Source organism: Janthinobacterium sp. GL_088, assembly GCF_057837845.1.
Map to the genome: position 1 here is coordinate 3,337,461 of NZ_CM174453.1, position 22,500 is coordinate 3,359,960.

General features: G+C 60.8%; 18 protein-coding genes and 1 tRNA gene. 11 read left to right on the forward strand and 8 right to left on the reverse strand.

Annotated features, from left to right (window positions below; translation table 11 throughout):
- Positions 1-17: 17 nt before the first annotated feature.
- Positions 18-758, reverse strand: a complete 741-nt coding sequence (locus AC3IQ7_RS15060) for an AAA family ATPase (RefSeq protein ID WP_099376930.1) — start codon at positions 756-758, stop codon at positions 18-20.
- Positions 759-1,028: 270 nt separating this feature from the next.
- Here AC3IQ7_RS15060 and thrC point away from each other — a divergent pair, with 270 nt between their 5' ends.
- The 3 genes from thrC to moaD are packed head-to-tail and all read left to right on the forward strand — an operon-like array spanning position 1,029 to position 4,028.
- Entirely contained in the window at positions 1,029-2,510 is a 1,482-nt protein-coding gene (thrC, locus tag AC3IQ7_RS15065; RefSeq protein ID WP_489206511.1) for a threonine synthase, read from the forward strand.
- A gap of 14 nt (positions 2,511-2,524) precedes the next feature.
- A complete protein-coding gene (locus AC3IQ7_RS15070) occupies positions 2,525-3,751 on the forward strand; it encodes a molybdopterin molybdotransferase MoeA (RefSeq protein ID WP_489206512.1) in 1,227 nt (408 codons plus the stop codon).
- Between the two features lie 10 nt (positions 3,752-3,761).
- A complete protein-coding gene (moaD, locus tag AC3IQ7_RS15075; RefSeq protein ID WP_489206513.1) occupies positions 3,762-4,028 on the forward strand; it encodes a molybdopterin converting factor subunit 1 in 267 nt (88 codons plus the stop codon).
- A gap of 46 nt (positions 4,029-4,074) precedes the next feature.
- On the opposite strand, the gene AC3IQ7_RS15080 is transcribed toward moaD, so the two are convergent.
- Positions 4,075-4,308, reverse strand: a complete 234-nt coding sequence (locus AC3IQ7_RS15080) for a hypothetical protein (protein WP_219308928.1) — start codon at positions 4,306-4,308, stop codon at positions 4,075-4,077.
- Between the two features lie 155 nt (positions 4,309-4,463).
- On the opposite strand from AC3IQ7_RS15080, the gene AC3IQ7_RS15085 reads away from it, so the two are divergent.
- On the forward strand, positions 4,464-5,717 hold the full coding sequence (locus AC3IQ7_RS15085) for a TIGR03862 family flavoprotein (protein ID WP_489206514.1): 1,254 nt from the start codon (positions 4,464-4,466) through the stop codon (positions 5,715-5,717).
- On the opposite strand, the gene AC3IQ7_RS15090 is transcribed toward AC3IQ7_RS15085, so the two are convergent.
- The 6 genes from AC3IQ7_RS15090 to hpnC form a co-directional block, all read right to left on the reverse strand.
- The gene (locus tag AC3IQ7_RS15090; RefSeq protein WP_099376926.1) at positions 5,714-6,520 is read right to left on the reverse strand and encodes a head GIN domain-containing protein; all 807 of its coding nucleotides are present in this window, start codon (positions 6,518-6,520) and stop codon (positions 5,714-5,716) included. The genes AC3IQ7_RS15085 and AC3IQ7_RS15090 overlap by 4 nt on opposite strands.
- Before the next feature lie 10 nt (positions 6,521-6,530).
- Positions 6,531-7,328 carry a DUF1700 domain-containing protein gene (locus tag AC3IQ7_RS15095; protein ID WP_489206515.1) on the reverse strand — a complete coding sequence of 266 codons (798 nt, stop codon included), beginning with the start codon at positions 7,326-7,328 and terminating at the stop codon, positions 6,531-6,533.
- A gap of 19 nt (positions 7,329-7,347) precedes the next feature.
- Entirely contained in the window at positions 7,348-7,503 is a 156-nt protein-coding gene (locus AC3IQ7_RS15100) for a hypothetical protein (RefSeq protein ID WP_158301114.1), read from the reverse strand.
- Between the two features lie 124 nt (positions 7,504-7,627).
- The gene (hpnE, locus tag AC3IQ7_RS15105; protein ID WP_489206516.1) at positions 7,628-8,998 is read right to left on the reverse strand and encodes a hydroxysqualene dehydroxylase HpnE; all 1,371 of its coding nucleotides are present in this window, start codon (positions 8,996-8,998) and stop codon (positions 7,628-7,630) included.
- 7 nt (positions 8,999-9,005) lie between these two features.
- Entirely contained in the window at positions 9,006-9,839 is an 834-nt protein-coding gene (gene hpnD, locus AC3IQ7_RS15110) for a presqualene diphosphate synthase HpnD (protein ID WP_489210454.1), read from the reverse strand.
- Positions 9,840-9,885: 46 nt separating this feature from the next.
- Positions 9,886-10,767: a squalene synthase HpnC gene (hpnC, locus tag AC3IQ7_RS15115; RefSeq protein WP_489206517.1), complete on the reverse strand. Its 882-nt coding sequence runs from the start codon at positions 10,765-10,767 to the stop codon at positions 9,886-9,888.
- Positions 10,768-11,057: 290 nt separating this feature from the next.
- Between hpnC and AC3IQ7_RS15120 the strand changes: the two genes are divergently transcribed.
- The 7 genes from AC3IQ7_RS15120 to lon all read left to right on the forward strand — a co-directional run bounded on the left by AC3IQ7_RS15120 (position 11,058) and on the right by lon (position 22,497).
- Positions 11,058-12,221, forward strand: a complete 1,164-nt coding sequence (locus AC3IQ7_RS15120; RefSeq protein ID WP_489206518.1) for an efflux RND transporter periplasmic adaptor subunit — start codon at positions 11,058-11,060, stop codon at positions 12,219-12,221.
- Complete coding sequence (locus AC3IQ7_RS15125) at positions 12,218-15,316, forward strand: efflux RND transporter permease subunit (RefSeq protein WP_489206519.1); 3,099 nt, start codon at positions 12,218-12,220, stop codon at positions 15,314-15,316. The genes AC3IQ7_RS15120 and AC3IQ7_RS15125 overlap by 4 nt, the downstream gene beginning before the upstream one ends.
- A 173-nt stretch (positions 15,317-15,489) precedes the next feature.
- A tRNA-Leu gene (locus AC3IQ7_RS15130) sits at positions 15,490-15,572 on the forward strand.
- Positions 15,573-16,296: 724 nt separating this feature from the next.
- Complete coding sequence (tig, locus tag AC3IQ7_RS15135) at positions 16,297-17,637, forward strand: trigger factor (protein WP_070256539.1); 1,341 nt, start codon at positions 16,297-16,299, stop codon at positions 17,635-17,637.
- Between the two features lie 85 nt (positions 17,638-17,722).
- Complete coding sequence (gene clpP, locus AC3IQ7_RS15140; RefSeq protein ID WP_369811567.1) at positions 17,723-18,340, forward strand: ATP-dependent Clp endopeptidase proteolytic subunit ClpP; 618 nt, start codon at positions 17,723-17,725, stop codon at positions 18,338-18,340.
- A gap of 200 nt (positions 18,341-18,540) precedes the next feature.
- On the forward strand, positions 18,541-19,809 hold the full coding sequence (clpX, locus tag AC3IQ7_RS15145; protein ID WP_010398446.1) for an ATP-dependent Clp protease ATP-binding subunit ClpX: 1,269 nt from the start codon (positions 18,541-18,543) through the stop codon (positions 19,807-19,809).
- A 276-nt stretch (positions 19,810-20,085) separates the two neighbouring features.
- Entirely contained in the window at positions 20,086-22,497 is a 2,412-nt protein-coding gene (gene lon / locus AC3IQ7_RS15150) for an endopeptidase La (protein ID WP_034787304.1), read from the forward strand.
- Positions 22,498-22,500 lie beyond the last annotated feature (3 nt).

The window sequence follows — 22,500 nt, forward strand, 5'->3', positions numbered from 1 at the left end:
CGCGCAAGCCGATAAAATCACTCTTCCTCAAACAACTGCTCCAGCCTGCGTGGATAGTTATTCAAAAAATCGCGCGTCACGGCAAAGTGCTCCGTGTCTTCATAGGCCACTTCGTGGATGCCGCCACCCGTAAACATCAGGATTTTCGCGTTCGGATAGGCGAGCAAAATCGGCGAGTGGGTGGCGATGATCAGCTGCGAGTCGTCCTGCACCAGCTGGTGGATCACGGATAGCGCCGCCATCTGGCGGCTCGGTGACAGGGCTGCCTCGGGTTCGTCCAGCAGGTACAGACCTTTTCCGCGCAGCTTGTTGATCAATGTCGCCATGAACGCTTCGCCGTGCGATTGCGCGTGCAGCGACTTGCCGCCATAGCTGGCCAGGTATTCGGGCATGTCGTCCATGTAGGTGGCGACGTTGAAAAAGCTCTCGGCGCGCAGGAAATAGCTGTCCTCGGGCTTCTTGTAGCTCTTGCTCAGGCGCAAGTGCGCGTGCAAACCCGATTCCTCGTCCGAGGGCAGGGCGATGCGCACGTTGCGCGTGCCGCCATCCTTGCCGAAGCCCAGCGCCACGGCCAGCGCTTCGAGCATGGTCGACTTGCCGCTGCCATTTTCGCCCACGAAAAACGTCACGTCGCGGTGGAAGTCCATGTGCACGAAGTCGCGGATGGCGGGGATGGTGAACGGATAGTGGTCCATGTCGACGACAGCGTCGGGGCGCAGCGCGGCGCTTTGCAGATACGGTTTTTTACTCAGCGACATGGCCGGTTCTCGACTCCAATAATGGTCATAGCAAGGGATACTCAGCACAGTGTGGCGCAAATCGGCGGCGCGCGCCAGTGCGCACGCCGGCCATGTTCATCTGGCTTGATTTCATGCCATTATGGCTGGCTTGACAACATTCAGGCTCTCCAATTGTCACATCCTGATCTGGCAAATGCCACGCGATTCGCCTTGGGCGGCGGCTGGCACTATAATATCCGCTGCCATTCATGATCAACCGCACTCAGCTCAACTGGACTCTTCAAATTTATGCACTACGTGTCTACCCGCGCTGATAAAGCGCCATCGAATCTGCAGCAATTCTCCGACATCCTCCTGGGCGGCCTGGCCCCCGATGGCGGACTGTATCTCCCAGAACACTACCCGCAAGTCACTGGTGCCGAGCTTAACGCCTGGCGCACATTGTCGTATGCCGACCTGGCATTCGAAATCCTGAAGAAGTTCGCCACCGATATCCCGGCCGCGGACCTGAAGGCACTGACAGCGAAAACCTATACCAAGGCAGTCTACAAGAACGCCCGCGCCGGCGAAAACGCGGCCGACATCACGCCGCTGCGCGTGCTCGAAGAAAACGTCGTCAAGGGCGGATCGACCACCCTGATGCTGCAGGCGCTGTCGAACGGCCCGACCCTGGCCTTCAAGGACATGGCCATGCAGCTGCTGGGCAACCTGTTCGAATACACCTTGGCCAAGCACGACGCCGAACTCAATATCTTTGGCGCCACCTCGGGCGACACGGGCAGCGCGGCCGAATACGCGATGCGCGGCAAGAAGGGCATCCGCGTCTTCATGCTGTCGCCGCACAAGAAAATGAGCGCCTTCCAGACGGCGCAGATGTTCAGCCTGCAAGTCCCGAATATCTACAACATCGCCGTCGAAGGCGTGTTCGACGACTGCCAGGATATGGTGAAGGCCGTGTCGAACGACTTGCCGTTCAAGGCACAACAGAAGATCGGCACCGTCAATTCCATCAACTGGGCCCGCGTCGTGGCGCAGGTCGTGTACTATTTCCGCGGCTACCTAGCGGCCACCACCAGCAACGAGCAAAAAGTGTCGTTCACGGTGCCATCGGGCAACTTCGGCAATATCTGCGCCGGCCATATCGCCCGCATGATGGGCCTGCCCATCTCGAAACTGGTGGCCGCGACGAATGAAAACGACGTGCTCGACGAATTTTTCCGCACGGGCGTCTACCGCGTGCGCAAGTCGGCCGAAACGTATCACACGAGCAGCCCGTCGATGGATATCTCGAAAGCGTCGAACTTCGAGCGCTTCGTCTACGACCTGGTGGGCCGCGACAGCGTGCGCGTGCGCGCCCTGTTCACGAAAGTGGAAACGCATGGCGGCTTCGACTTGTCCGGTAAACCTGGCAGCGATGGCGACGAGTTCAAGCTGGTGGCCAAATACGGCTTCAAGTCGGGCAAGTCCACGCACCAGGACCGCCTCGACACTATCCGCGACGTGGCCGACGACTACGGCATCACCATTGACACACACACGGCCGACGGCATCAAGGTGGCGCGTGAGCACCTGGAGCCGAACGTGCCGATGATCGTGCTGGAAACGGCGCTGGCGGCCAAGTTCAACGAAACCATCCTCGAGGCGCTGGGCGTGGACGCGGAACGGCCAAAGGGCTTCGAGAACATCGAAGACTTGCCGCAAAAATTCATCGTGATGGATGCGGACGTGGAAAAAATGAAGGCGTACATCGCCGCAAATACGGGCTTGTGATGAGCGGGCCTGTGATGAGCGATTCGACCGCACAACGCAAACCGATGCTGTCGGTGGCCGAGGCGCAAGCCTTCATGCTGGGCGCGGCGCGCCCGGTGACCGAGGTGGAGCTGGTCGACACCATGCGCGCCAACGGCCGCGTGCTGGCCACGGCGCAGGCGTCGACCCTGAATGTGCCCGAGCGCGACAACACGCAGATGGATGGCTACGCCGTGCGCGCCAGCGACTGCGCCAGCGGCGCAGTCAGCTTGCCCGTGTCGCAGCGCATCGCGGCCGGCCACGTGGGCCAGCCCTTGCAGCCGGGGACGGCGGCGCGCATCTTTACGGGCGCGCTGATCCCGGACGGCGCCGATTGCGTCGTGATGCAGGAGCAGTGCACTGTGCTTGATGGCGTGGTGACGGTGAATCACGTGCCGCACGCGGGCGAATGGGTGCGCCGCCAGGGCGAGGACATCCGCGCCGGCGGCGAGATCCTCGGCGCGGGACGCCGCCTGCGCAGCCAGGAAATGGGCCTGGCCGCCTCCGTGGGCTTGGCGCAGGTGCCCGTGCTGCGCAAGCTGCGCGTGGCCGTATTTTTCACCGGCGACGAACTGGCCATGCCCGGCGAGCCTCTGGCACCGGGCGCCGTCTACAACTCGAACCGTTTTACCTTGCGCGGCCTGCTGGAAAATCTCGGCTGCGAGATCACGGACCTGGGCATCGTGCCCGACAGCCTGGAAGCGACAAAAGCCGTGCTGCGCCAGGCGGCCCAGGGCAATGATCTGATCATTACCTCGGGCGGCGTGTCCGTCGGTGAGGAAGACCACATCAAGCCGGCCGTGGAAGCGGAAGGGCGCTTGAACATGTGGCAGATCGCCGTCAAGCCGGGCAAACCCCTGGCGTTTGGCGAAGTGCAGGACGCTTTCTTTGTCGGCTTGCCCGGCAATCCCGTCTCCAGCTTTGTCACGTTTTTGCTGTTCGTGCGCCCGTTCATCCTGCGCCTGCAAGGCGTGGCGGGGAGCCTGGCGCCGCGCAGCTACAAGCTGCCGGCCGCGTTCGAGCGCCTGAAGGCGGACAAGCGCAACGAGTTCTTGCGCGCCAAGGTCAATGACGACGGCGAACTGGAACTGTTCGCCAACCAGAGTTCGGGCGTGCTGACGTCCACCGTGTGGGGCGATGGCTTGATCGATTGTCCACCGGGGCTGTCGATTGCGCGCGGCGACATGCTGCGTTTTATCCCGTTTAACGAATTGCTGTACTGAGGAAGTATCGATGAAGATCAATCTGCGATTTTTTGCCAGCGTGCGCGAGCTGGTGGGCACGGGCCAGGAAGTGCTGGAAGTGGACGCGGGGGTCGTGTCACGGCTGACGGTGGGCGAGGTGAGAACCCTGCTGATCGCCCGCGGCGGCAACTGGGAATATGCGCTGGCGCAGGGCCGCGCCCTGCGCATGGCCCACAATCAGGTAATGTGCGATGCTGATACCGTGATCGGCGAAGGCGACGAGGTGGCGTTCTTCCCGCCCGTGACGGGCGGTTGATCCCGCTTGCCAGTGAGACGGCCACTTCATCGAAGTGGCCGTTTTTTCATGACGACTTGGCTTTTGGTTTATCCCCGCTGCACGTGGCGCAGGCGATGGCTTTCTTGTAGCGCCAGTATTTCGAGCCGATGAAGATGGCCGACGCCACCAGCGACCAGGCCAGCGCGCTGAGGATATCGGCCTGACTGGTGGTGCCCTTGCTGTACTCGACCACCGTCAGGATGATGAATAAGATCGAACTGGCCAGCAAATAGCGGGAAATCCAGAATCCTGCGCCCATGTGTTTCTCCTCTTATCGTCTCGTTGTCTCGTGAAGTCCAGCCGCTGATCACTGCGGCATCTCCGCGCAGTATGCATCATTTTTCGGCATTCTTGCCATCCCCGCGCCTTATCTCGACTAAAATGCCGGGGTTTTCACCGTCTTTCCAGCTTGCCATGACCCATTCCAGCCTTCCTCCCTTTCACATCGCCGTCATCGGCGGCGGCCCCGCCGGCCTGATGGCCGCCCAGGAAGCGTCCAGCCGGGGCGCCAGGGTGGAACTGTTCGACGCCATGCCGTCCGTCGGCCGCAAATTCCTGCTGGCGGGGCGCGGCGGCATGAATATCACCCATGCGGAAGACTACTGTTCCTTCATCTCGCGCTACGGCAGGCCGGCACGCTGGATCAAGCCGGCGCTGGACCAGTTCGGTCCGCAAAAAGTGCGCGACTGGGTACACGGCCTGGGCGTGGATACCTTCGTCGGCTCCTCGAACCGCGTCTTCCCGACGGATATGAAAGCGGCGCCGCTGCTGCGCGCCTGGCTGCACCGCTTGCGCGAAGCGGGCGTGCAATTTCACATGCGCCACCGCTGGACGGGCTGGCGCGACGGCCAGCTGGTATTCGCCACGCCGGAGGGTGAGCGTTTGCGCGCCTTCGACGCCGTGATCCTGGCGCTCGGTGGCGGCAGCTGGGCGCGGCTCGGTTCCGATGGCGCCTGGGTACCGCTGCTGCAAGAGCAGGGCGTGGCCGTGACGCCTTTGGTGCCGGCCAATTGCGGCTTCGACGTGGACTGGAGTGAGCATTTCAGCAGCCGCCATGCGGGCGAACCGCTGACGACGGTGGCCATCTCGGCGCGCAACATCCATGACTGCATGATCAAGCGCCAGGGCCAGTTCGTCATCACGGCGGGCGGCGTGGAAGGCAGCCTGATTTATGCCTTATCGGCCGCCCTGCGCGAGCAGATCGCCGCCGAGGGCAGCACCACCATCTGGCTGGACCTGGCGCCTGACCACACGCATGAACGCGTGTTCGAAGAAGTGACGCGCCCGCGCGGTTCCCGCTCCATGTCCAGCCACCTGAATAGCCGCCTGGGCATCAAGGGCGTGAAATCGGGCTTGCTGCGCGAATGCCTGAGTGCGGCCGATTTCGCCGACGAAGCCAGGTTGGCGGACGCCATCAAGCTGCTGCCCGTGACACTCGTACGCCCGCGCCCCATCGACGAAGCCATCAGCAGCGCTGGCGGCGTGGAATTCGACGGAGTCGAAGGCAGCATGCTGCGCGCCATGCCGGGCGTGTTCCTGGCGGGGGAAATGCTGGACTGGGAAGCGCCAACGGGCGGCTACCTGCTGACGGCCTGCCTGGCGCAAGGCAAGGCGGCTGGCGAGCAGGCGGTCAGTTGGCTGGAAGAGAAAGTGAATGCCGAAAGTTAATGCCAGGTAATCTCGCCTGAGCCGCTTTTCTGGGTCTCGCGCTGGCGCGGGTTGCCGTGGACGTGGATGTCGCCGCTGCCGCGCAGGGTCAGGTTGCTGGCGTCGCGCACGAAGACGGTGCTCGTGCCGGAGCCTTGCAGGCTGACGCTGGCCTTGTCGGCGGCCAGGTGCTCGGCATCGATGTCGCCTGAACCGCTGAGGTCGGCGCGCAGGAATTTCGTGTTGCCGCTGGCGGCGATGCGCCCGGAGCCCACCATTTCCAGCACCACGCTGTCGCTGTTGCCGGCATTGATGTCGAGGTCGCCGCTGCCGTTGACGGTGGCTTGTACCTGCTTGTAGCGTCCCGTGAAACTGACGTCGCCCGAACCCGTCAATTCCAGGATAAAACTGTCTCCCGAAAACCCCGTGATCTTGCTGTCGCCATTACCGTGCACTTCGACGCGCACGAGGGCTGGCAGCACCAGTTCCACCTGCAGCGGCTGGCGGTGGTGGAACAGCATGCCTTTCGGGCCGATATGCAGGGTGGTGCCATCCTGCGTGGTGTCGACATTCGACAGCAGACGCTGTTCGCCGCTGACCTTCAGCGAGGGCGTGGCGCCGCGGCGCAGCACCAGGTCGATGGGGCCGGCCAGGTCGATGCTGTTGATATTGGCGGCAACCGGGCGCGTTTCGCTGCGCACGGCACGGCCGGCGGCACTGCTGGGATTGCTGATTCCCTTGGCGCGCAGCGCCGCATACGACATGGCGATCAGGACCAGTGCCAGCAAGAGCATGGACAGGCCAACTTTGAGCAAGCGTTTCATGGCAGCCTTTCTAGTGACCTTTGAGCAGGGAAACATTCATGGCAACGTAGCGCTTGATGCCGATCAAGGTATAGCGCGTTACGACCAGACTGAGCAGGAAGATGGCGATGCCGCCGAGCAGCATACCCACGCCAAAGACGGTTTGCGTGGTGCGCGCATCGCGGTCCATGTCGGTGGAGATGCGGATGCCGCCGCCAGCCAGCGCCTCGGCCCGCTCCATCATGCGCGAGGAAGCGCCGGGCGTCCTGGGTTCGGACTCGGCCGGGTCATGCTGCAAGGGGCCGGGCAGGTGATCGACTTCGATACCCGTGTCGCCGATGGTGATGCGCGTTTCGCGCCGTTCGCCGTTTTCGCTGCCGTCATCGTCATGGATGAAGACATGGCGCAGCGGACCGTCGAGCACCAGTTCGTTGGCGCCGGACAAACCGCTGGCCGTGATGGCGATGCCGGCCAGGTAAAAGCTCAGGCCGACGGCGTACAGGGTGGCCAGCAGGGCCGCGTAGACGGCGGCAGGCACGACCATGAACAGGTTGAAGATGGCCAGGCCCACGAGCGAGACGAGCAGGCGCAGCAGGTTGACGGGGGTTTTCTTTTGCTCGAAAGCCTGGCGGTGCGTGCTGCTGCGCAAGGTGAGGGCGATTTTTTTCGGGTCGCCCAGGTCCTCGGCGATTTCGTGCTCGCTGCGGCCGGCCGCAGCGCCTTCGATGAAGGTCTGCTCGTAATAGTCGAGGGTCTTGGCCACCAGGTCCGGTGGCAAGCCTGCCAGCGCGCGCCGCAGTGCGTCGAGATAATCTTGTTTGTTCATCATATTCTTCCTGTCCGCCGCTTCAGCCCATGGCCGGCAGCAGCATGCTTGCCTGGCTCAGCATCAATGGTGCTTGTGGCGCCTGCTGTACTTGAATGACGATCAAGGTGGCCAGTATCACACCAGCCAGCAGCGCCAGGGCTTTCAAGCTATTTTTCAAGTGCAAGGTGGTGTGCATGGTATTCCCCGTGGCATGACCGTTGTCGATGGTCAGACTGTACCCAAGCGTACGCGAGCGCACCAGCGCGGTGCGACAGAATGCAATTTCGCGGGGGCGAGCGACACCAGGGGAGGATGCACCGTCAGGTCTGTTTTGCCGTCTTGCCCGTGGTGACGACCCTGGCCGCCGCCACGCCGCTGCGCACGGCCGCCTCGATGGTGGCCGGATAATCCTGCGTCCGGTCCTCATTGGCCGTGTAGTCGCCGGCCAGCAGCAAGCCCGGCATGCCGCTGGCGTTGCCGGGGCGTAATAAATCCGGCGTGCAGGCAAAGGTGGCGCGCTTTTCCGTGATCAGCTGGGTCCACACGGGCTGGGCCAGCTCAGGACGTTGCAACACCTGCGCCAGCTGCGCCGCGATGGCTTGCGCCAATGGTCCGTGGCCTTGCTCTGCGGCATAGCCGGAGGCGCTGATGACGACGGCCAGCAAGCCGGCCTGGCTGGCGTCGAGCTGGCCCCGGTCGAAGACGAACTGACCCCAGTGCTGCAGCTGCGGCGTATCGACGAGAGCGTAAAACGGCAAGTCCAGGCGCACCGAGGCATCGTATTGCAGGTAGCAGGTGCTGATCGCTTCCGGCGTGAAGGCTTGCATGCGGTTAATTGCGTCATCGAGGCGTGCGTCCTGCAAACCTTGCAGCAGGCTGGCTGCTTGCACGGACGACGTGGCCACGATGACGCCGTCATACTGCGCGCCATCCTCGCCGCCGTCATCGAGTCGCCAGCGGCCATCGGCCAAGGCGTGCAGGGCGGCAACCTTGGCGCCCGTACGTACTGCGCCACCATGCTGTTCTACATAGCGGGCGGCCGCGTCGGGCAACACGCTGCTCAGGTCCGCTTTCGGGATCAGCATGTCGGAGGCGCGGCGGCGGCTTGCGCCCAGGCTATCGCGCAGCACGTTGAGGAAGACGCGGGCCGAGGCGCGCTCGGGCGGCGTATTCAGCGCGGCCAGACACAGCGGGTGCCACATCAGCCGGTTCAGGCGGTCCGTCTGGTCGAAGCGCTGCAGCAATTCGCTGACCGTGCAATCGTGGTACAGCTGCCAGCCCATCGTCCGCATGGCGGTGGAAAATCGCATCAGGGCCAGTTTGTCGGCGCGCAATAATCCCTTGGCGCGCAGCAAGGCCCAGGCCAGGTGCAGCGGCGCGGGCAGGCGGGGCGCGAGAAAATCCATGCCGCCGGAGTTTGCCGGATAGCGCATCTGCAGGGGTAGCGTGAGGATCAGCTCGGCAGGGTCTTGCCCCGCCAGCTTGATCAGGCGCAAGGTTTCCGTGTACGCGCCCAGCAGGATATGCTGGCCGTTGTCGAGCACGGTTTTTTCCCGTTCGACGCGGCGCGCGCGGCCGCCCAGGGTGCGCGCCGCCTCGAACAGGGTCACCGAATGACCGGCGCGCGCCAGTTCCATGGCCGCCGCGCAGCCAGCCCAGCCGGCGCCGACGACGGCGTAGCGTTGCTTCACGCTGCTCTTAGCCACGAACCCAGGTCTTCCAGGCCAGCCACAGTTTGCGGATCGGCGTGAGCGAGATGCGCTGTTTCAGCACGTGGTAGCCGTCGCGCTCGACTTCATTGAGCACGGTGCGGTAGATGGCGGCCATGATCAGGCCAGGGCGCTGGGCGCGGCGGTCTTCCGCCGGCAGCAGGGAAAACGCTTCGTCGTAGGCCTTTTGCGCGCGCGCCACCTGGAAGCGCATGAGGTTTTCAAAATTTTCGCTGTGGCGCGCGTTCAGCAGGTCGGCTGCCGTCACATTGAATTGCTGCAATTCGCTGATCGGCAAATAGATGCGCCCCTTGCGCGCATCCTCGCCCACGTCGCGGATGATGTTGGTCAGCTGGAAGGCATGGCCCAGTTTTTCCGCGTACAGCAGCGTTTCCGGGCGGGTCGCGCCAAAGATGCTGGCCGACAAGATGCCCACCACGCTGGCCACATGCCAGCAGTAGCGGCTCATGGCCTGGTAGTCGAGGTAGCGGGTCTGGTTCAAGTCCATTTCCATGCCGTCGATGATGGCCTGCAAATGTTTTTCTTCCAGTTGGTACACGGCCAGATGCGGTTCCAGCGCGCGCATCACGGGATGCGTGGGGATGCCCTCGTACATGGCCTTGACTTCCTTGCGCCACCAGACCAGCTTGGTGCGTGCCACGGCTTCGTCCGTGCAATCATCGACCGTGTCATCGACTTCGCGGCAGAAGGCGTACAGGGCCGTGATGGCCTTGCGGCGCTCGGCGGGCAGGAACAGGAAGCTGTAGTAGAAGCTGGAGCCGCTCTGGGCGGCCTTTTGTTGGCAGTATTCGTCGGGAGACATAGTCAAAAGAGCAAGGGTTGCAGATCGAAGCCGCTATTCTATCGTCTTACAGAGTGGGCGACGGGGGAAAAGCCGTTTTTACTTGTGTCTCTTGATGCAAGCTTTTGCGCGACATGCGCAGCGCGCGCCAGAAAATGATCAGCCAGTCGCGTTTCTCCAGCTTGGGGCGGCGCCGGAACACGTCGTAATTGACGGCTTCGATGCATTCGAGGATGCGCAAACCCCCTTGTACCACCAGACGCAGCTCCCAGCCGATGCGCCCGCGCAGGCGCAGGGCCAGCGGCGCGCCGGACAGCATCAGGGCGCGCGTGCGGGCCACTTCGAAGCGCATCAGGGCGCTCCACTTGCCGTGTGCCTCGGGCCGCTCGAAGGCGGCGGCGGAGACGGCAAAGCGGGTCAGGTCTTCCATCGGCAGGTAGATGCGCTCTTTTTGCTGGTCGATGGCGACGTCTTGCAAGAAATTAATTAGTTGCAAAGCTGAACATATCGCATCGGAATCGCGTACATTCTGTTCATCGGCCGCGCCATACAGGTGCAGCATCAGCAGCCCCACGGGGTTGGCCGAGCGGGCGCAGTAATCGAGCACGTCGTCATAACTGGCGTAGCGCGTCGTTTCCACATCCTGCTTGAAGGCCGACAACAGATCGTAAAACGGCTTCAGCGGCAGCTGGTGTTTGGCGATGACGGCAGCCAGGCGTTCGAACATGGCGGCGGTCTCGCCAGCATGGTCTTCCTGGCGGGCGATGCGGCCCAGCGCCGCTTCATAGGCGTGCAGGGCGGCCAGGCGCTCGGCCGGCGTGGCGTCGCCTTCATCGGCCAGGTCGTCGGCGCTGCGGGCGAAGGCATAGATGGCTTCGACGGCAGGCACCAGGCGGCGCGGCAGTAAAAATGATGCAACTGGAAAATTTTCGTAATGGTCTACAGGCATGAACACACTTCTCTAGTCTTGCGTTTGCCCGGCACCCCTGAAACGCTGGAATGTGGCCGGACGTTGTACGTCTCAAGATTAATGACGCAAAAGTCACTAAAAACTTTTACGCACGATTATAATTAATAACCAGAAAGTCATTAGGGGAAAATCACTCCCCGTCATGACCAAGCTGATATTGTCACAAATTTAAGGATATCGCGTGCGAAAAAGTTTGGCTTGGCCCAAAGGACAAGCAAAAAGTTTCTCCGCATAAAAATATTGCAGCCCGCATAGTAAAGGAAAATACCTTGTTTGCCCTGAAAACCCTGCGCCGCGAGACCGGCGTACCAGCTCTTCCCGCCCTGCGGCTGATTGCCGCTGCCGCTCTGGCGCTGACCCTGGCGGCCTGTTCCAAGCCTGCCGTCAAAGTGGAAGACGTGCGCCCCGTGCGCGCGATCGTATTGTCTAGCAGTAATGTTGACGTGAGTGCCGAGCTGGCGGGCGAGGTCGTACCCCGTGTCGTATCGCAGCTGGGCTTCCGCGTGGGCGGCAAGATCGTCGCACGCAAGGTCGACGTGGGCGCCACGGTCAAGACGGGGCAAGTGCTGATGCAGCTCGACCCTGTCGACTTGCAGCTGTCGCAGGCGCAGGCCAAGGCTTCGCTGGTCAGCGCGGAAACGAGCCGCGACCTGGCGCGCGCGGAACTCAAGCGCTACCAGGACTTGCGCGAGAAAAATTTCGTCAGCCAGGCCGTGCTCGACGGCAAGGACGCCACCTACAAGGCGGCGCAGGCGAACGTGGAAGCGGCCCAGGCCCTGTACCGTGGCCAGGCGAACCAGTCCGGCTATGCCAGCTTGCTGGCCGACGTCGACGGCGTCGTCACGCGCATCGAGGCCGAAGTGGGGCAGGTGGTGGCGCCCGGCGCGCCCGTCGTGCAAGTGGCCAAGAGCGGCGAGAAGGAAGTCGTGATCGGCATTCCTGAAGACAAGGTGGAAACCTTGCGCGGCGTCAAGGATGTGGTGGTGCGCCTGTGGGCCGATCCGAAGCAGGGCTTGCCGGGCAAGATACGCGAAGTGTCGCCCGTGGCCGATGCCGCCACGCGCACCTATATCGCCAAGGTCAGCATCCCGGACGCGCCGCAGGCACGCCTGGGCATGACGGCCGTGGTGCAGTTCGCCTCGCAAACGGCCACGCCGCAGATCAAGGTGCCGCTGACGGCCCTGTTCAATGAGAAATCGCAAAGTTCCGTGTGGGTGGTGGAAAACGGCGCCGTGAAGCTGGTGCCGGTGACGGTGGGCGGCGTGGCGGGCAATGAACTGCTGCTGACTTCGGGCGTGAAAGCGGGCCAGACCGTGGTCACGGCCGGCGTCAACCTGCTCAAGCCTGGCCAGAAAGTGTCCATCCTCGGCGCCGAACTGGCCAGCAAGCCTGATGTCGCCGCTGCCGCCGCCAGCGTGGGTGCCGTCAAATGAAGGGCGGCTTCAATCTGTCGCGCTGGGCGCTCGAACACATCCCCCTGACGCGCTACCTGATGGCCGTGCTGCTGATCGGCGGCATGCTCAGTTATGCCAGCCTGGGCCAGGATGAAGATCCCCCGTTTACCTTCCGTGCCATGGTGCTGCAAGCGTACTGGCCCGGTGCCACGGCCTTGCAGATGGCCGAGCAGGTGACGGACAAGCTGGAAAAGAAACTGCAGGAAACGCCGTACATCGACGAGATCACCAGCTATTCGAAGCCGGGCGAAACCTTGATCCTGCTGGAGCTGCGCGAATCGGCGCCGCCGAAGGAAACGGCGGCCGCCTGGTACCAGGTGCGCAAAAAGATCGGCGATATCCAGGGCACCTTGCCGGCCGGCGTCGTGGGGCCGTTCTTCAATGACGAGTTCGGCGACACGTATGGCTCCATCTTCGCCCTGTCCGGCGACGGTTTTACGTACGCGGAAATGAAGGATTACGCGGACAAGGTGCGCCAGGAACTGCTGGCCGTGGGGCAGGTATCGAAGGTGGAACTGTTTGGCGTGCAGGATGAAAAGATCAATATCGTCTTTTCTCACAAGAAATTTGCCCAGCTGGGCATTCCTTTCGACGCCATCGTGCAGCAGCTGTCCGCGCAAAACAGCATCAACGCCACGGGCGTGCTGGTGACGCCGACGGACAATCTGCAAGTGCGCGTGACGGGCGCCATGCTGACCGTCAAGGACCTGGAAAACCTGGAACTGCGCGCCAACGGCACCACCTTCCGCCTCGGTGATTTTGCCACTGTGAAACGCGAACTCGTCGATCCTCCCAAGGACAAGATGCGTTTCAACGGCAAGGAAGTGATCGGCCTGGGCGTGTCGATGGAAAAGGGCGGCAATATCATCGACATGGGCAAGGCATTGCAGGCAACGGTGACGCGCATGAAGAGCGAGTTGCCCGTGGGCATAGAACTGCAGCGCGTGTCGAACCAGCCGGAAGCCGTGTCGGCCTCCGTGGGCGAATTCGTGCATACCCTGATCGAAGCCATCCTGATCGTGCTGGCCGTCAGCTTTGTCGCGCTGGGCTTGCACACGAAACCGCTGCGCATCGACGTGCGGCCGGGCCTGGTGGTGGCGCTGACCATCCCGCTGGTGCTGGCTGTCACCTTCCTGTTCATGCGCCTGCTCGACATCGACTTGCACAAGATTTCGCTCGGTGCCCTGATCATCGCGCTGGGCTTGCTGGTCGATGACGCCATCATTGCCGTCGAGATGATGGTGCGCAAGATGGAAGAGGGCATGTCGCGCTTCGACGCGGCCACGTTTGCCTACACGTCGACGGCCATGCCCATGCTGACGGGCACGCTGATCACGGTGGCGGGCTTCTTGCCCATCGGCCTGGCCAAGTCGGCTGCCGGCGAATACACGTTCTCCTTGTTCTCCGTCAATGCACTGGCCTTGATCATCTCGTGGGTGGTGGCCGTCGTTTTCACGCCATATATCGGCTACGTCTTGCTGAAAGTGAAACCGCACGCGCATAACGACCATGAATTGTTCGACACGCCGAACTTCCGCCGCTTCCGCCGCGCCGTCACCTGGTGCGTGGAGTGGCGCAAGACGACGATCGCCGCCACCCTGGCCATCTTTGTGCTGGGCATCTATGGTTTCAATTTTATCGAAAAGCAATTCTTCCCCGATTCCAGCCGTCCCGAACTGATGGTGGAACTGTGGTCGCCCGAAGGCACGACGTTCGCCGCGAATGAAAAGCAGGTCAAGAAATTCGAAGCTTTTGTGGGCAAGCTCGACGGCGTGGAAAGCGTGACCAGCTATGTGGGTACGGGCAGCCCCCGTTTCTACTTGCCGCTGGACCAGATATTCCCGCAGACCAACGTGTCGCAAGTGGTGGTCTTGCCGAAGAGCCTGGCCGACCGCGAACGCTTGCGCCAGCAAATCGTCGATGTCTTCAAGAAAGATTTCCCGGAAGTGCGGGGCCGCGTCAAACTGTTGCCGAACGGACCGCCGGTGCCGTATCCGGTGCAGTTCCGCGTCACGGGGCCGGAAGTGGCCGGTGTGCGCGCCATCGCCGACCAGGTCAAGGATATCATGCGTGCCAATCCGAACACCCTGGGCGTCAACGACAACTGGAATGAATCGGTGAAGGTACTGCGCCTGGACCTGGACCAGGACAAGATGCGCGCGCTGGGCGTCACCTCGAAAACGGTGATGCAGGCGGCCAATACGATCCTGTCGGGCACGGTCATCGGCCAGTTCCGCGAAGACAATAAATTGATCGATATCCAGGTGCGCCAGCCACTGGAGGAGCGGGCGACGATTTCCGTGCTGAACGACACGAATATTCCGACTGCGACGGGCAAGTCTGTGCCCATCTCGCAGCTGGCCCGCGTGCATTTCGTGTGGGAGCCGGGTGTCGTCTGGCGCGACAAGCGTGAATGGGCCATCACCGTGCAGTCGGACGTGATCGATGGCATCCAGGGCGCCACCGTGTCGACGCAGCTGGCGCCGCAGCTCGACGCCTTGCGGGCCAAGATGCCGGCCGGCTACCGCATCAATGTGAAGGGCGTGGCGGCCGACAGCGGCGAGGCGGAAGCGTCGATTGCGGCCAACCTGCCACTGGCGATCTTCATCATCTTTACCTTGCTGATGTTGCAGCTGCATAGTTTCTCGCGCTCGCTGCTGGTGTTCCTGACGGGGCCGCTGGGCGTGGCGGGCGCCGCGTTTGCCTTGCTGCTGCTGCACCGCCCGCTGGGCTTCGTGGCCAACCTGGGCGTCATCGCGCTGTTCGGCATGATCATCCGCAACTCGGTGATTCTCGTCGACCAGATCGAGCAAGACATCAAGGATGGCTCGGCCCCGTGGGATGCCATCATCGATTCGGCCGTGCGCCGCTGCCGCCCCATCGTGCTGACGGCCGCCGCCGCGGCGCTGGCCATGATCCCCTTGTCGCGCTCCGTGTTCTGGGGGCCGATGGCAGTCGCCATCATGGGAGGATTGATCCTGGCGACGGCGTTGACCTTGCTGTTCCTGCCAGCCCTGTATGCGGCCTGGTTCCGGGTCAAGAAGCCGGAGCCGGTGAGCGCAAAAGAAGGCTAGCAGCCAGCATCAGGGTGCAGGCATAAAAAAGGCGGCATTCCTCTGGGAAATCCAGTAGAATGCCGCCTTTGCTTTACCGAGGGCTTGCTCTATAAGTCCACGGTAGCCAGATCGCTCCCGAGTTGTTAAAATCAGAGGCGACAGGCGAGTAATCTGTTGCAAGTAGTACAAATGCGGATGTGGTGGAATTGGTAGACACGCTGGTCTTAGAAGCCAGTGCTTCGGCTTGGGAGTTCGAGTCTCCCCATCCGCACCAATCCGGGTTGTTTCAGCCCGGAGGTGCAGCACCATCAAGTTGTTCTTCAGCCTCCTTGCAGGCGTCTTTCCCGTTTTCCTGTTGCCTTGCCTGTATTTCCGTCATTTGGAATGTCTTTGTTTGCGCCATTTTTCGTCGGAGATCGGGCGGGGAGGCGGGGTCGGGACGGAGATTTGCCTGAAAAATGGCCAAATTGAGGTAAATCAAAGGTTTTTTGCCCGAAATCTTCGCTGTGAGCGCATTTCTTTGTTTCGGACGGGGCGCCAGTTCGCATATACTAATGAATGAAGCAGGCTGGAAAGCCTGTCTCTGGCGAAACAAAGAATGCCGGGGCAAGAGTAAAGACAGGGCACCCCCAGGCTGTGGCGACTCGTTCGCCGCCGCTGGTATCCTCTGTGGCCGGGCTGCAAAGCCAGCCACTTTCCCGAAGTCCTTTGTTATAATGCCACGCTTTACCGAATGATGGCCGGCCCTGCATTTACTTAGAAGCAAGGCTGGACGCTCGGAGCCCTGTCGCAGTACTGGAAGCGGCGGATTGTTTGGTGCCTGGTGCGGGTTTTTCCTCAGCCGGGTAGACCAGGTCCATTGTCCTGTTTGCAGTACTTTTACAGATGAATATGCGAGCGAGTGAAGCTGGACCCATGTCTTGCCGCCAGTGATGGCGCAAGGGGTCGGGTCTTCTTTTCTCGCACCAACAGTGTTTATTTTTTGGACGATTTTTTACATGGCAACTGCAGTCGAAACCTTGGGCAAACTCGAACGTCGTATCACGATCTCCTTCCCGCTGACGGACGTCCGCACGGAAGTTGAGAAGCGCCTGAAAGTGCAAGCCCGTACGGCTAAGGCACCGGGCTTCCGTCCGGGCAAAGTGCCGTTGAAAATGGTCGCAGCACAATACGGCTACCAAATTGAATCCGAAGTGCTGAATGACAAAGTCGGCCGCGCGTTCAACGACGCCGCCAACGAAAACAATCTGCGCGTGGCCGGTTTCCCGAACATCGTGCCGAAAGAAGAAGCAGCCGAAGGCCAGCTGGCTTTCGACGCAACGTTCGAAGTGTATCCGGAAGTTGCCATCGGCGACCTGACGGCCGTTGAAATCGAAACCGTGCAAGCCGACGTGTCGGAAGCCGAAATCGACAAGACCATCGACATCCTGCGCAAGCAGCGCGTGCACTTCCACACCAAGGGCGAAGCTGGCGAACACGGCGACGGCGGTGAGCCGATCGCTGCCAATGGCGACCGCGTGACCGTCGACTTCGTCGGCTCGATCGACGGCGTTGAATTCCCAGGCGGCAAAGCTGAAGGCTACGCTTTCGTGCTGGGCGAAGGCCGCATGCTGCCAGAATTCGAAGCAGCAACCCTGGGCCTGAAAGTGGGCGAGTCCAAGACTTTCCCATTGTCGTTCCCAGAGGACTACCACGGTAAAGACGTCGCTGGCAAAACCGCTTCGTTCACCATCACGCTGCAAAAGCTGGAATGGGCGCACCTGCCGGAAGTCGATGCCGAATTCGCAAAGTCGCTGGGCGTTGCCGATGGCGACCTGGCCAAAATGCGCGAAGACATCAAAGTCAACCTGCAACGCGAAGTCGCTGGCCGCGTGAAAGCACGCAACAAGGAAGCCGTCATGGACGCGCTGATCAAAGTTGCTGAGCTGGAAGTGCCAAAAACGCTGATCGCTCAGGATTCCGAGCGCCTGGCTGAAATGACCCGCCAGGACATGGCGCAGCGCGGCATGAACGTCAAGGACGTGCCTTTCCCAGCAGAACTGTTCGCAGAAAAAGCCGAGCGTCGCGTACGCCTGGGCCTGATCCTGTCGCAACTGGTGGGCGACAACAAGCTGCAGGCGACGCCTGAGCAAGTCAAGGCGCAAATCGAAGATTTCGCTCAAAGCTACGAAGATCCACGCGAAGTGCTGAAGTACTACTACAGCGACCGTCGTCGTCTGGGTGAGATCGAAGCCCTTGTATTGGAAGAAAACGTCGTCACTTACGTGTTGGGCCTGTCGAAAGTCACGACGAAAGCAGTTGCTTTCGACGAACTGATGGGAAGCAACGCACAAGCGTAAACCAGTTGGTATCCGGGTGTCGACTCTTGCCGCAAGGTAGTGGCGGCATCCCCTAACTGCTTCACAAGGAAATGAAATGACAGGTATGAACCGTAATCCGGCGCTGGACACAGAGATGCTCGGCCTGGTGCCGATGGTGGTGGAACAAAGCGGTCGCGGCGAGCGCTCGTATGATATTTACTCGCGCCTGCTGAAGGAACGCTTGATTTTCATGGTCGGCCCGGTCAATGACCAGATGGCCAACCTGGTTGTCGCCCAGCTGCTGTTCCTGGAAAGCGAAAATCCGGAAAAGGAAATTTCGCTTTACATCAACTCGCCAGGTGGTTCCGTCTCGGCCGGCATGGCCATCTACGACACCATGCAGTTCATCAAGCCGGACGTCTCGACCCTGTGCACGGGCATGGCTGCTTCGATGGGCGCTTTCCTGCTGGCCGCTGGCGCCAAGGGCAAGCGTTTCTCGCTGCCGAACTCGCGCATCATGATTCACCAGCCGTCCGGTGGTTCGCAAGGCATGGCGTCCGATATCGAGATCCAGGCGAAGGAAATCCTTTACCTGCGCACCCGCTTGAACGGCATCATGGCCGAGCGCACGGGCCAGACGATCGAACAGATCGCCAAGGACACCGACCGCGACCGTTTCATGTCCGCCGACGAGGCCGTTGAGTATGGTTTGATCGACAAAGTGTTGACCAGCCGCGCTTGATGAGCCCCTACCGGTATTGCTAAGCATGTAAGTAAACGCCCGGGCGATCAAACGTTCGGGCGTTTCGCTTTTATTTCGGGTAGCATGGAGCTTGTGCGCGTTGTTGACTTGCGCCATGGCTAGCGGCCTTTACGGGCGGCAACCATCATCCGGCTTGCGATTTTGCAATATTGTTAATGCAGTTCCAACCAAAATGCCTTATGTCAGACAAAAAATCCTCTAGCGGCGAAAAATTACTGTATTGCTCGTTCTGCGGCAAAAGCCAGCACGAGGTGAAGAAACTCATCGCCGGCCCGTCCGTGTTCATTTGCGACGAGTGCATCGACCTGTGCAACGACATCATCCGTGATGAAACGTCGAGCATCGAGACGGTGACCGGTACCAAATCCGACCTGCCGACGCCGCAAGAAATTGCCGCCTTGCTCGATCAGTACGTGATCGGCCAGCAGACTGCCAAGCGCATCCTGTCGGTGGCGGTGTACAACCATTACAAGCGCCTCAAGCACCTGGGCAAGAAAGACGACATCGAACTGGCCAAGAGCAACATCTTGCTGGTCGGCCCTACCGGCTCGGGCAAGACCCTGCTGGCACAGACCCTGGCGCGCATGCTCAACGTGCCGTTCGTGATCGCCGACGCCACCACCCTGACCGAAGCCGGTTACGTGGGTGAAGACGTGGAAAACATCATCCAGAAGCTGCTGCAAAGCTGCAACTATGACGTCGAGAAAGCCCAGCGCGGCATCGTCTACATCGATGAAATCGACAAGATTTCGCGCAAGTCCGACAATCCGTCCATCACGCGCGACGTGTCGGGCGAGGGCGTGCAGCAAGCCTTGCTGAAACTCATCGAAGGCACGATGGCTTCCGTGCCGCCACAAGGCGGTCGCAAGCATCCGAACCAGGATTTCGTGCAGATCGACACGACCAACATCATGTTCATCTGCGGCGGCGCCTTTGACGGCCTGTCGAAAGTGATCGCCAACCGTTCCGAAAAGAGCGGCATCGGCTTCTCGGCCACGGTGCGCAGCAAGTCGCAAAGCTCGGCCAGCGAACTGATGCTGCAAGCGGAACCGGAAGATCTGGTCAAGTTCGGCCTGATCCCGGAACTGGTCGGCCGTCTGCCCGTCATCGCCACCCTGGCGGAATTGACGGAAGAGGCGCTGATCCAGATTCTCGTCGAGCCGAAGAATGCGCTGATCAAGCAGTATTCGAAGCTGCTCGAGATGGAAGGCGCGGAACTGGAGATTCGTCCGGCCGCCCTGCATGCGATCGCCAAGAAAGCGCTGGCGCGCAAGACCGGTGCCCGTGGCCTGCGTTCCATCCTGGAACATGCTTTGCTGGACGTCATGTACGAACTGCCGAGCGAACAAAATGTGGTGAAGGTCGTCATCGACGAAAATACCATCACCAGCGGCGCCAAACCTTTGTTGATTTATCAAGAGACTGCCAAGGCCTCCGGAGAAAATTGAAAACTGCCGAGACAAATGCATAAAAAGGGTTTTGATTCCTTAATGCATGGCAGTACAATTTAAATCAATGAGTGCAGGCTTCAATCGGAAAGCCACTCGCGGCGCTTAGCTGCGCGTGGCTTTTTTACTGTGAAAACTGCATTTATTACCGTCATGCGGGTGTGTTTTGCGAAATAAACAGAAAAATGTTTGTTTCACAGAATTATTTATTCTCGCCGGTCTTGTGTTTTGGCAGCGAGCGCCAACATCGTAAACACGCTTTCTATAAGGTACGCCATGACAACTTCCAAATTAACTGAGCAAACTCAACTGCCGTTATTGCCGTTGCGGGATGTCGTCGTTTTCCCGCATATGGTGATACCGCTGTTCGTTGGCCGTCCAAAGTCGATCAAGGCGCTGGAAGCTGCGATGGAGCAGGGCAAGAGCATCATGCTTGCCGCTCAAAAAGCAGCCGCGAAGGACGAGCCGTCTCCTTCGGATATCTATGAAATTGGCTGCGTTGCCAATATTCTGCAAATGCTGAAGCTGCCCGATGGCACCGTCAAGGTGCTGGTCGAAGGCGCGCAGCGTGCCCGTATCAACCATATCAGCGATGCGCCGACGCACTTCATCGCCGACCTGACGCCGCTCGAGTCCGAGCCGGGCGACGAGTCGGAAGTCGAAGCCATGCGCCGCGCGATCGTGCAGCAGTTCGACCAGTACGTCAAACTGAACAAAAAAATTCCACCGGAAATCCTCGCTTCCCTGTCGGGCATCGACGATGCCGGCCGCCTGGCCGACACGGTGGCCGCGCACCTGCCGCTGAAACTTGAGCAAAAACAAGTCATCCTGGAAATTTTCAGCGTGGCCAAGCGCCTCGAGCATCTGCTGGGTCAGCTCGAAGGCGAACTCGACATCCTGCAGGTGGAAAAGCGCATCCGTGGCCGCGTCAAGCGCCAGATGGAAAAATCGCAGCGCGAGTACTACCTGAACGAGCAAGTCAAGGCGATTCAGAAAGAGCTGGGCGAGGGCGAAGATGGCGCCGACCTCGACGAGCTGGAGAAGAAAGTCGCTTCGGCAAAAATGCCGAAGGAAGCGCTCGACAAGGCCACCAACGAGCTGAAAAAGCTGAAGCTGATGTCGCCGATGTCGGCCGAAGCCACCGTCGTGCGTAACTACATCGACACCCTGGTCAACTTGCCTTGGAAAAAGAAATCCAAGGTCAACAACGACCTGGCGAATGCGGAAAAAGTGCTCGAGGGCGACCACTACGGCCTCGACAAGGTCAAGGAACGCATCCTGGAATACCTCGCGGTGCAACAGCGCGTCGACAAGCTCAAAGCGCCTATCCTGTGCTTCGTCGGTCCTCCGGGCGTTGGCAAGACCTCGCTGGGCCAGTCCATCGCCCGCGCGACGAACCGCAAATTCGTGCGCATGGCCCTGGGCGGCGTGCGCGACGAAGCCGAGATCCGCGGCCACCGCCGCACCTACATCGGCTCGATGCCGGGCAAGATCCTGCAATCGCTGTCGAAAGTCGGCGTGCGCAATCCCTTGTTCCTGCTCGATGAAGTCGACAAGATGGGCGCCGATTTCCGTGGCGATCCTTCGTCGGCCTTGCTGGAAGTGTTGGATCCGGAACAGAATCACACGTTCTCCGACCATTACATCGAAGTCGATTTCGACCTCTCCGACGTGATGTTCGTGGCCACGTCGAACTCGTACAACATTCCGCCAGCCTTGCTTGACCGCATGGAAGTGATCCGTCTGTCCGGTTACACGGAAGATGAAAAGACCAGCATCGCGCAGCGTTATCTGCTGCCGAAGCAGATCAAGAACAACGGCTTGAAGGAAGAGGAAATCTCGGTGGCCGAGTCGGCCTTGCGCGACATCATCCGCTACTACACGCGGGAAGCCGGTGTGCGTTCGCTCGAGCGTGAAGTGTCGAAGATCTGCCGCAAGGTGGTCAAGATGCTGCTGCTGAAGAAATCCGACAAGAAAGTCATCGTCAACTCGAAGAACCTGGATAAATTCCTTGGCGTGCGCCGTTACGATTTCGGTGTCGCAGAGAAAGAAAACCAGGTCGGCCAGGTGGTCGGTCTGGCATGGACGGAAGTGGGCGGCGATCTGCTGACCATCGAAGCCGTGTCGATGCCGGGCAAGGGCGGCATCATCCGCACGGGTACCCTGGGCGACGTCATGAAAGAGTCGATCGAGGCAGCCCGCACGGTGGTGCGCAGCCGGGCACAGCGCCTGGGCATCAAGGCGGACGTGTTCGAGAAGAGCGATATCCACATCCACGTGCCGGAAGGCGCGACACCGAAGGACGGTCCTTCGGCCGGCGCGGCCATGACGGTGGCGATGGTGTCGGTCTTCACGGGCATTCCCGTGCGTGCCGACGTGGCGATGACGGGCGAGATCACCTTGCGCGGCGAAGTATTGCCGATCGGCGGCCTGAAAGAAAAGCTGCTGGCAGCGCATCGCGGCGGCATCAAGACGGTCCTGATTCCAGAGCAGAATGTGAAAGACCTGGCCGATATTCCGGACAACGTCAAGAACAAACTGGAGATCGTTCCCGTGCGCTGGATCGACAAAGTGCTGGAAATCGCCCTCGAACGCATGCCTGAAGCGTTGGCGGATGTCGCTGCGGTGGAGGCTGTCACGGCCGCCGCGGCCAAGCCTGACGCGGCCGGTGAGGTAGTAAAACACTAACGT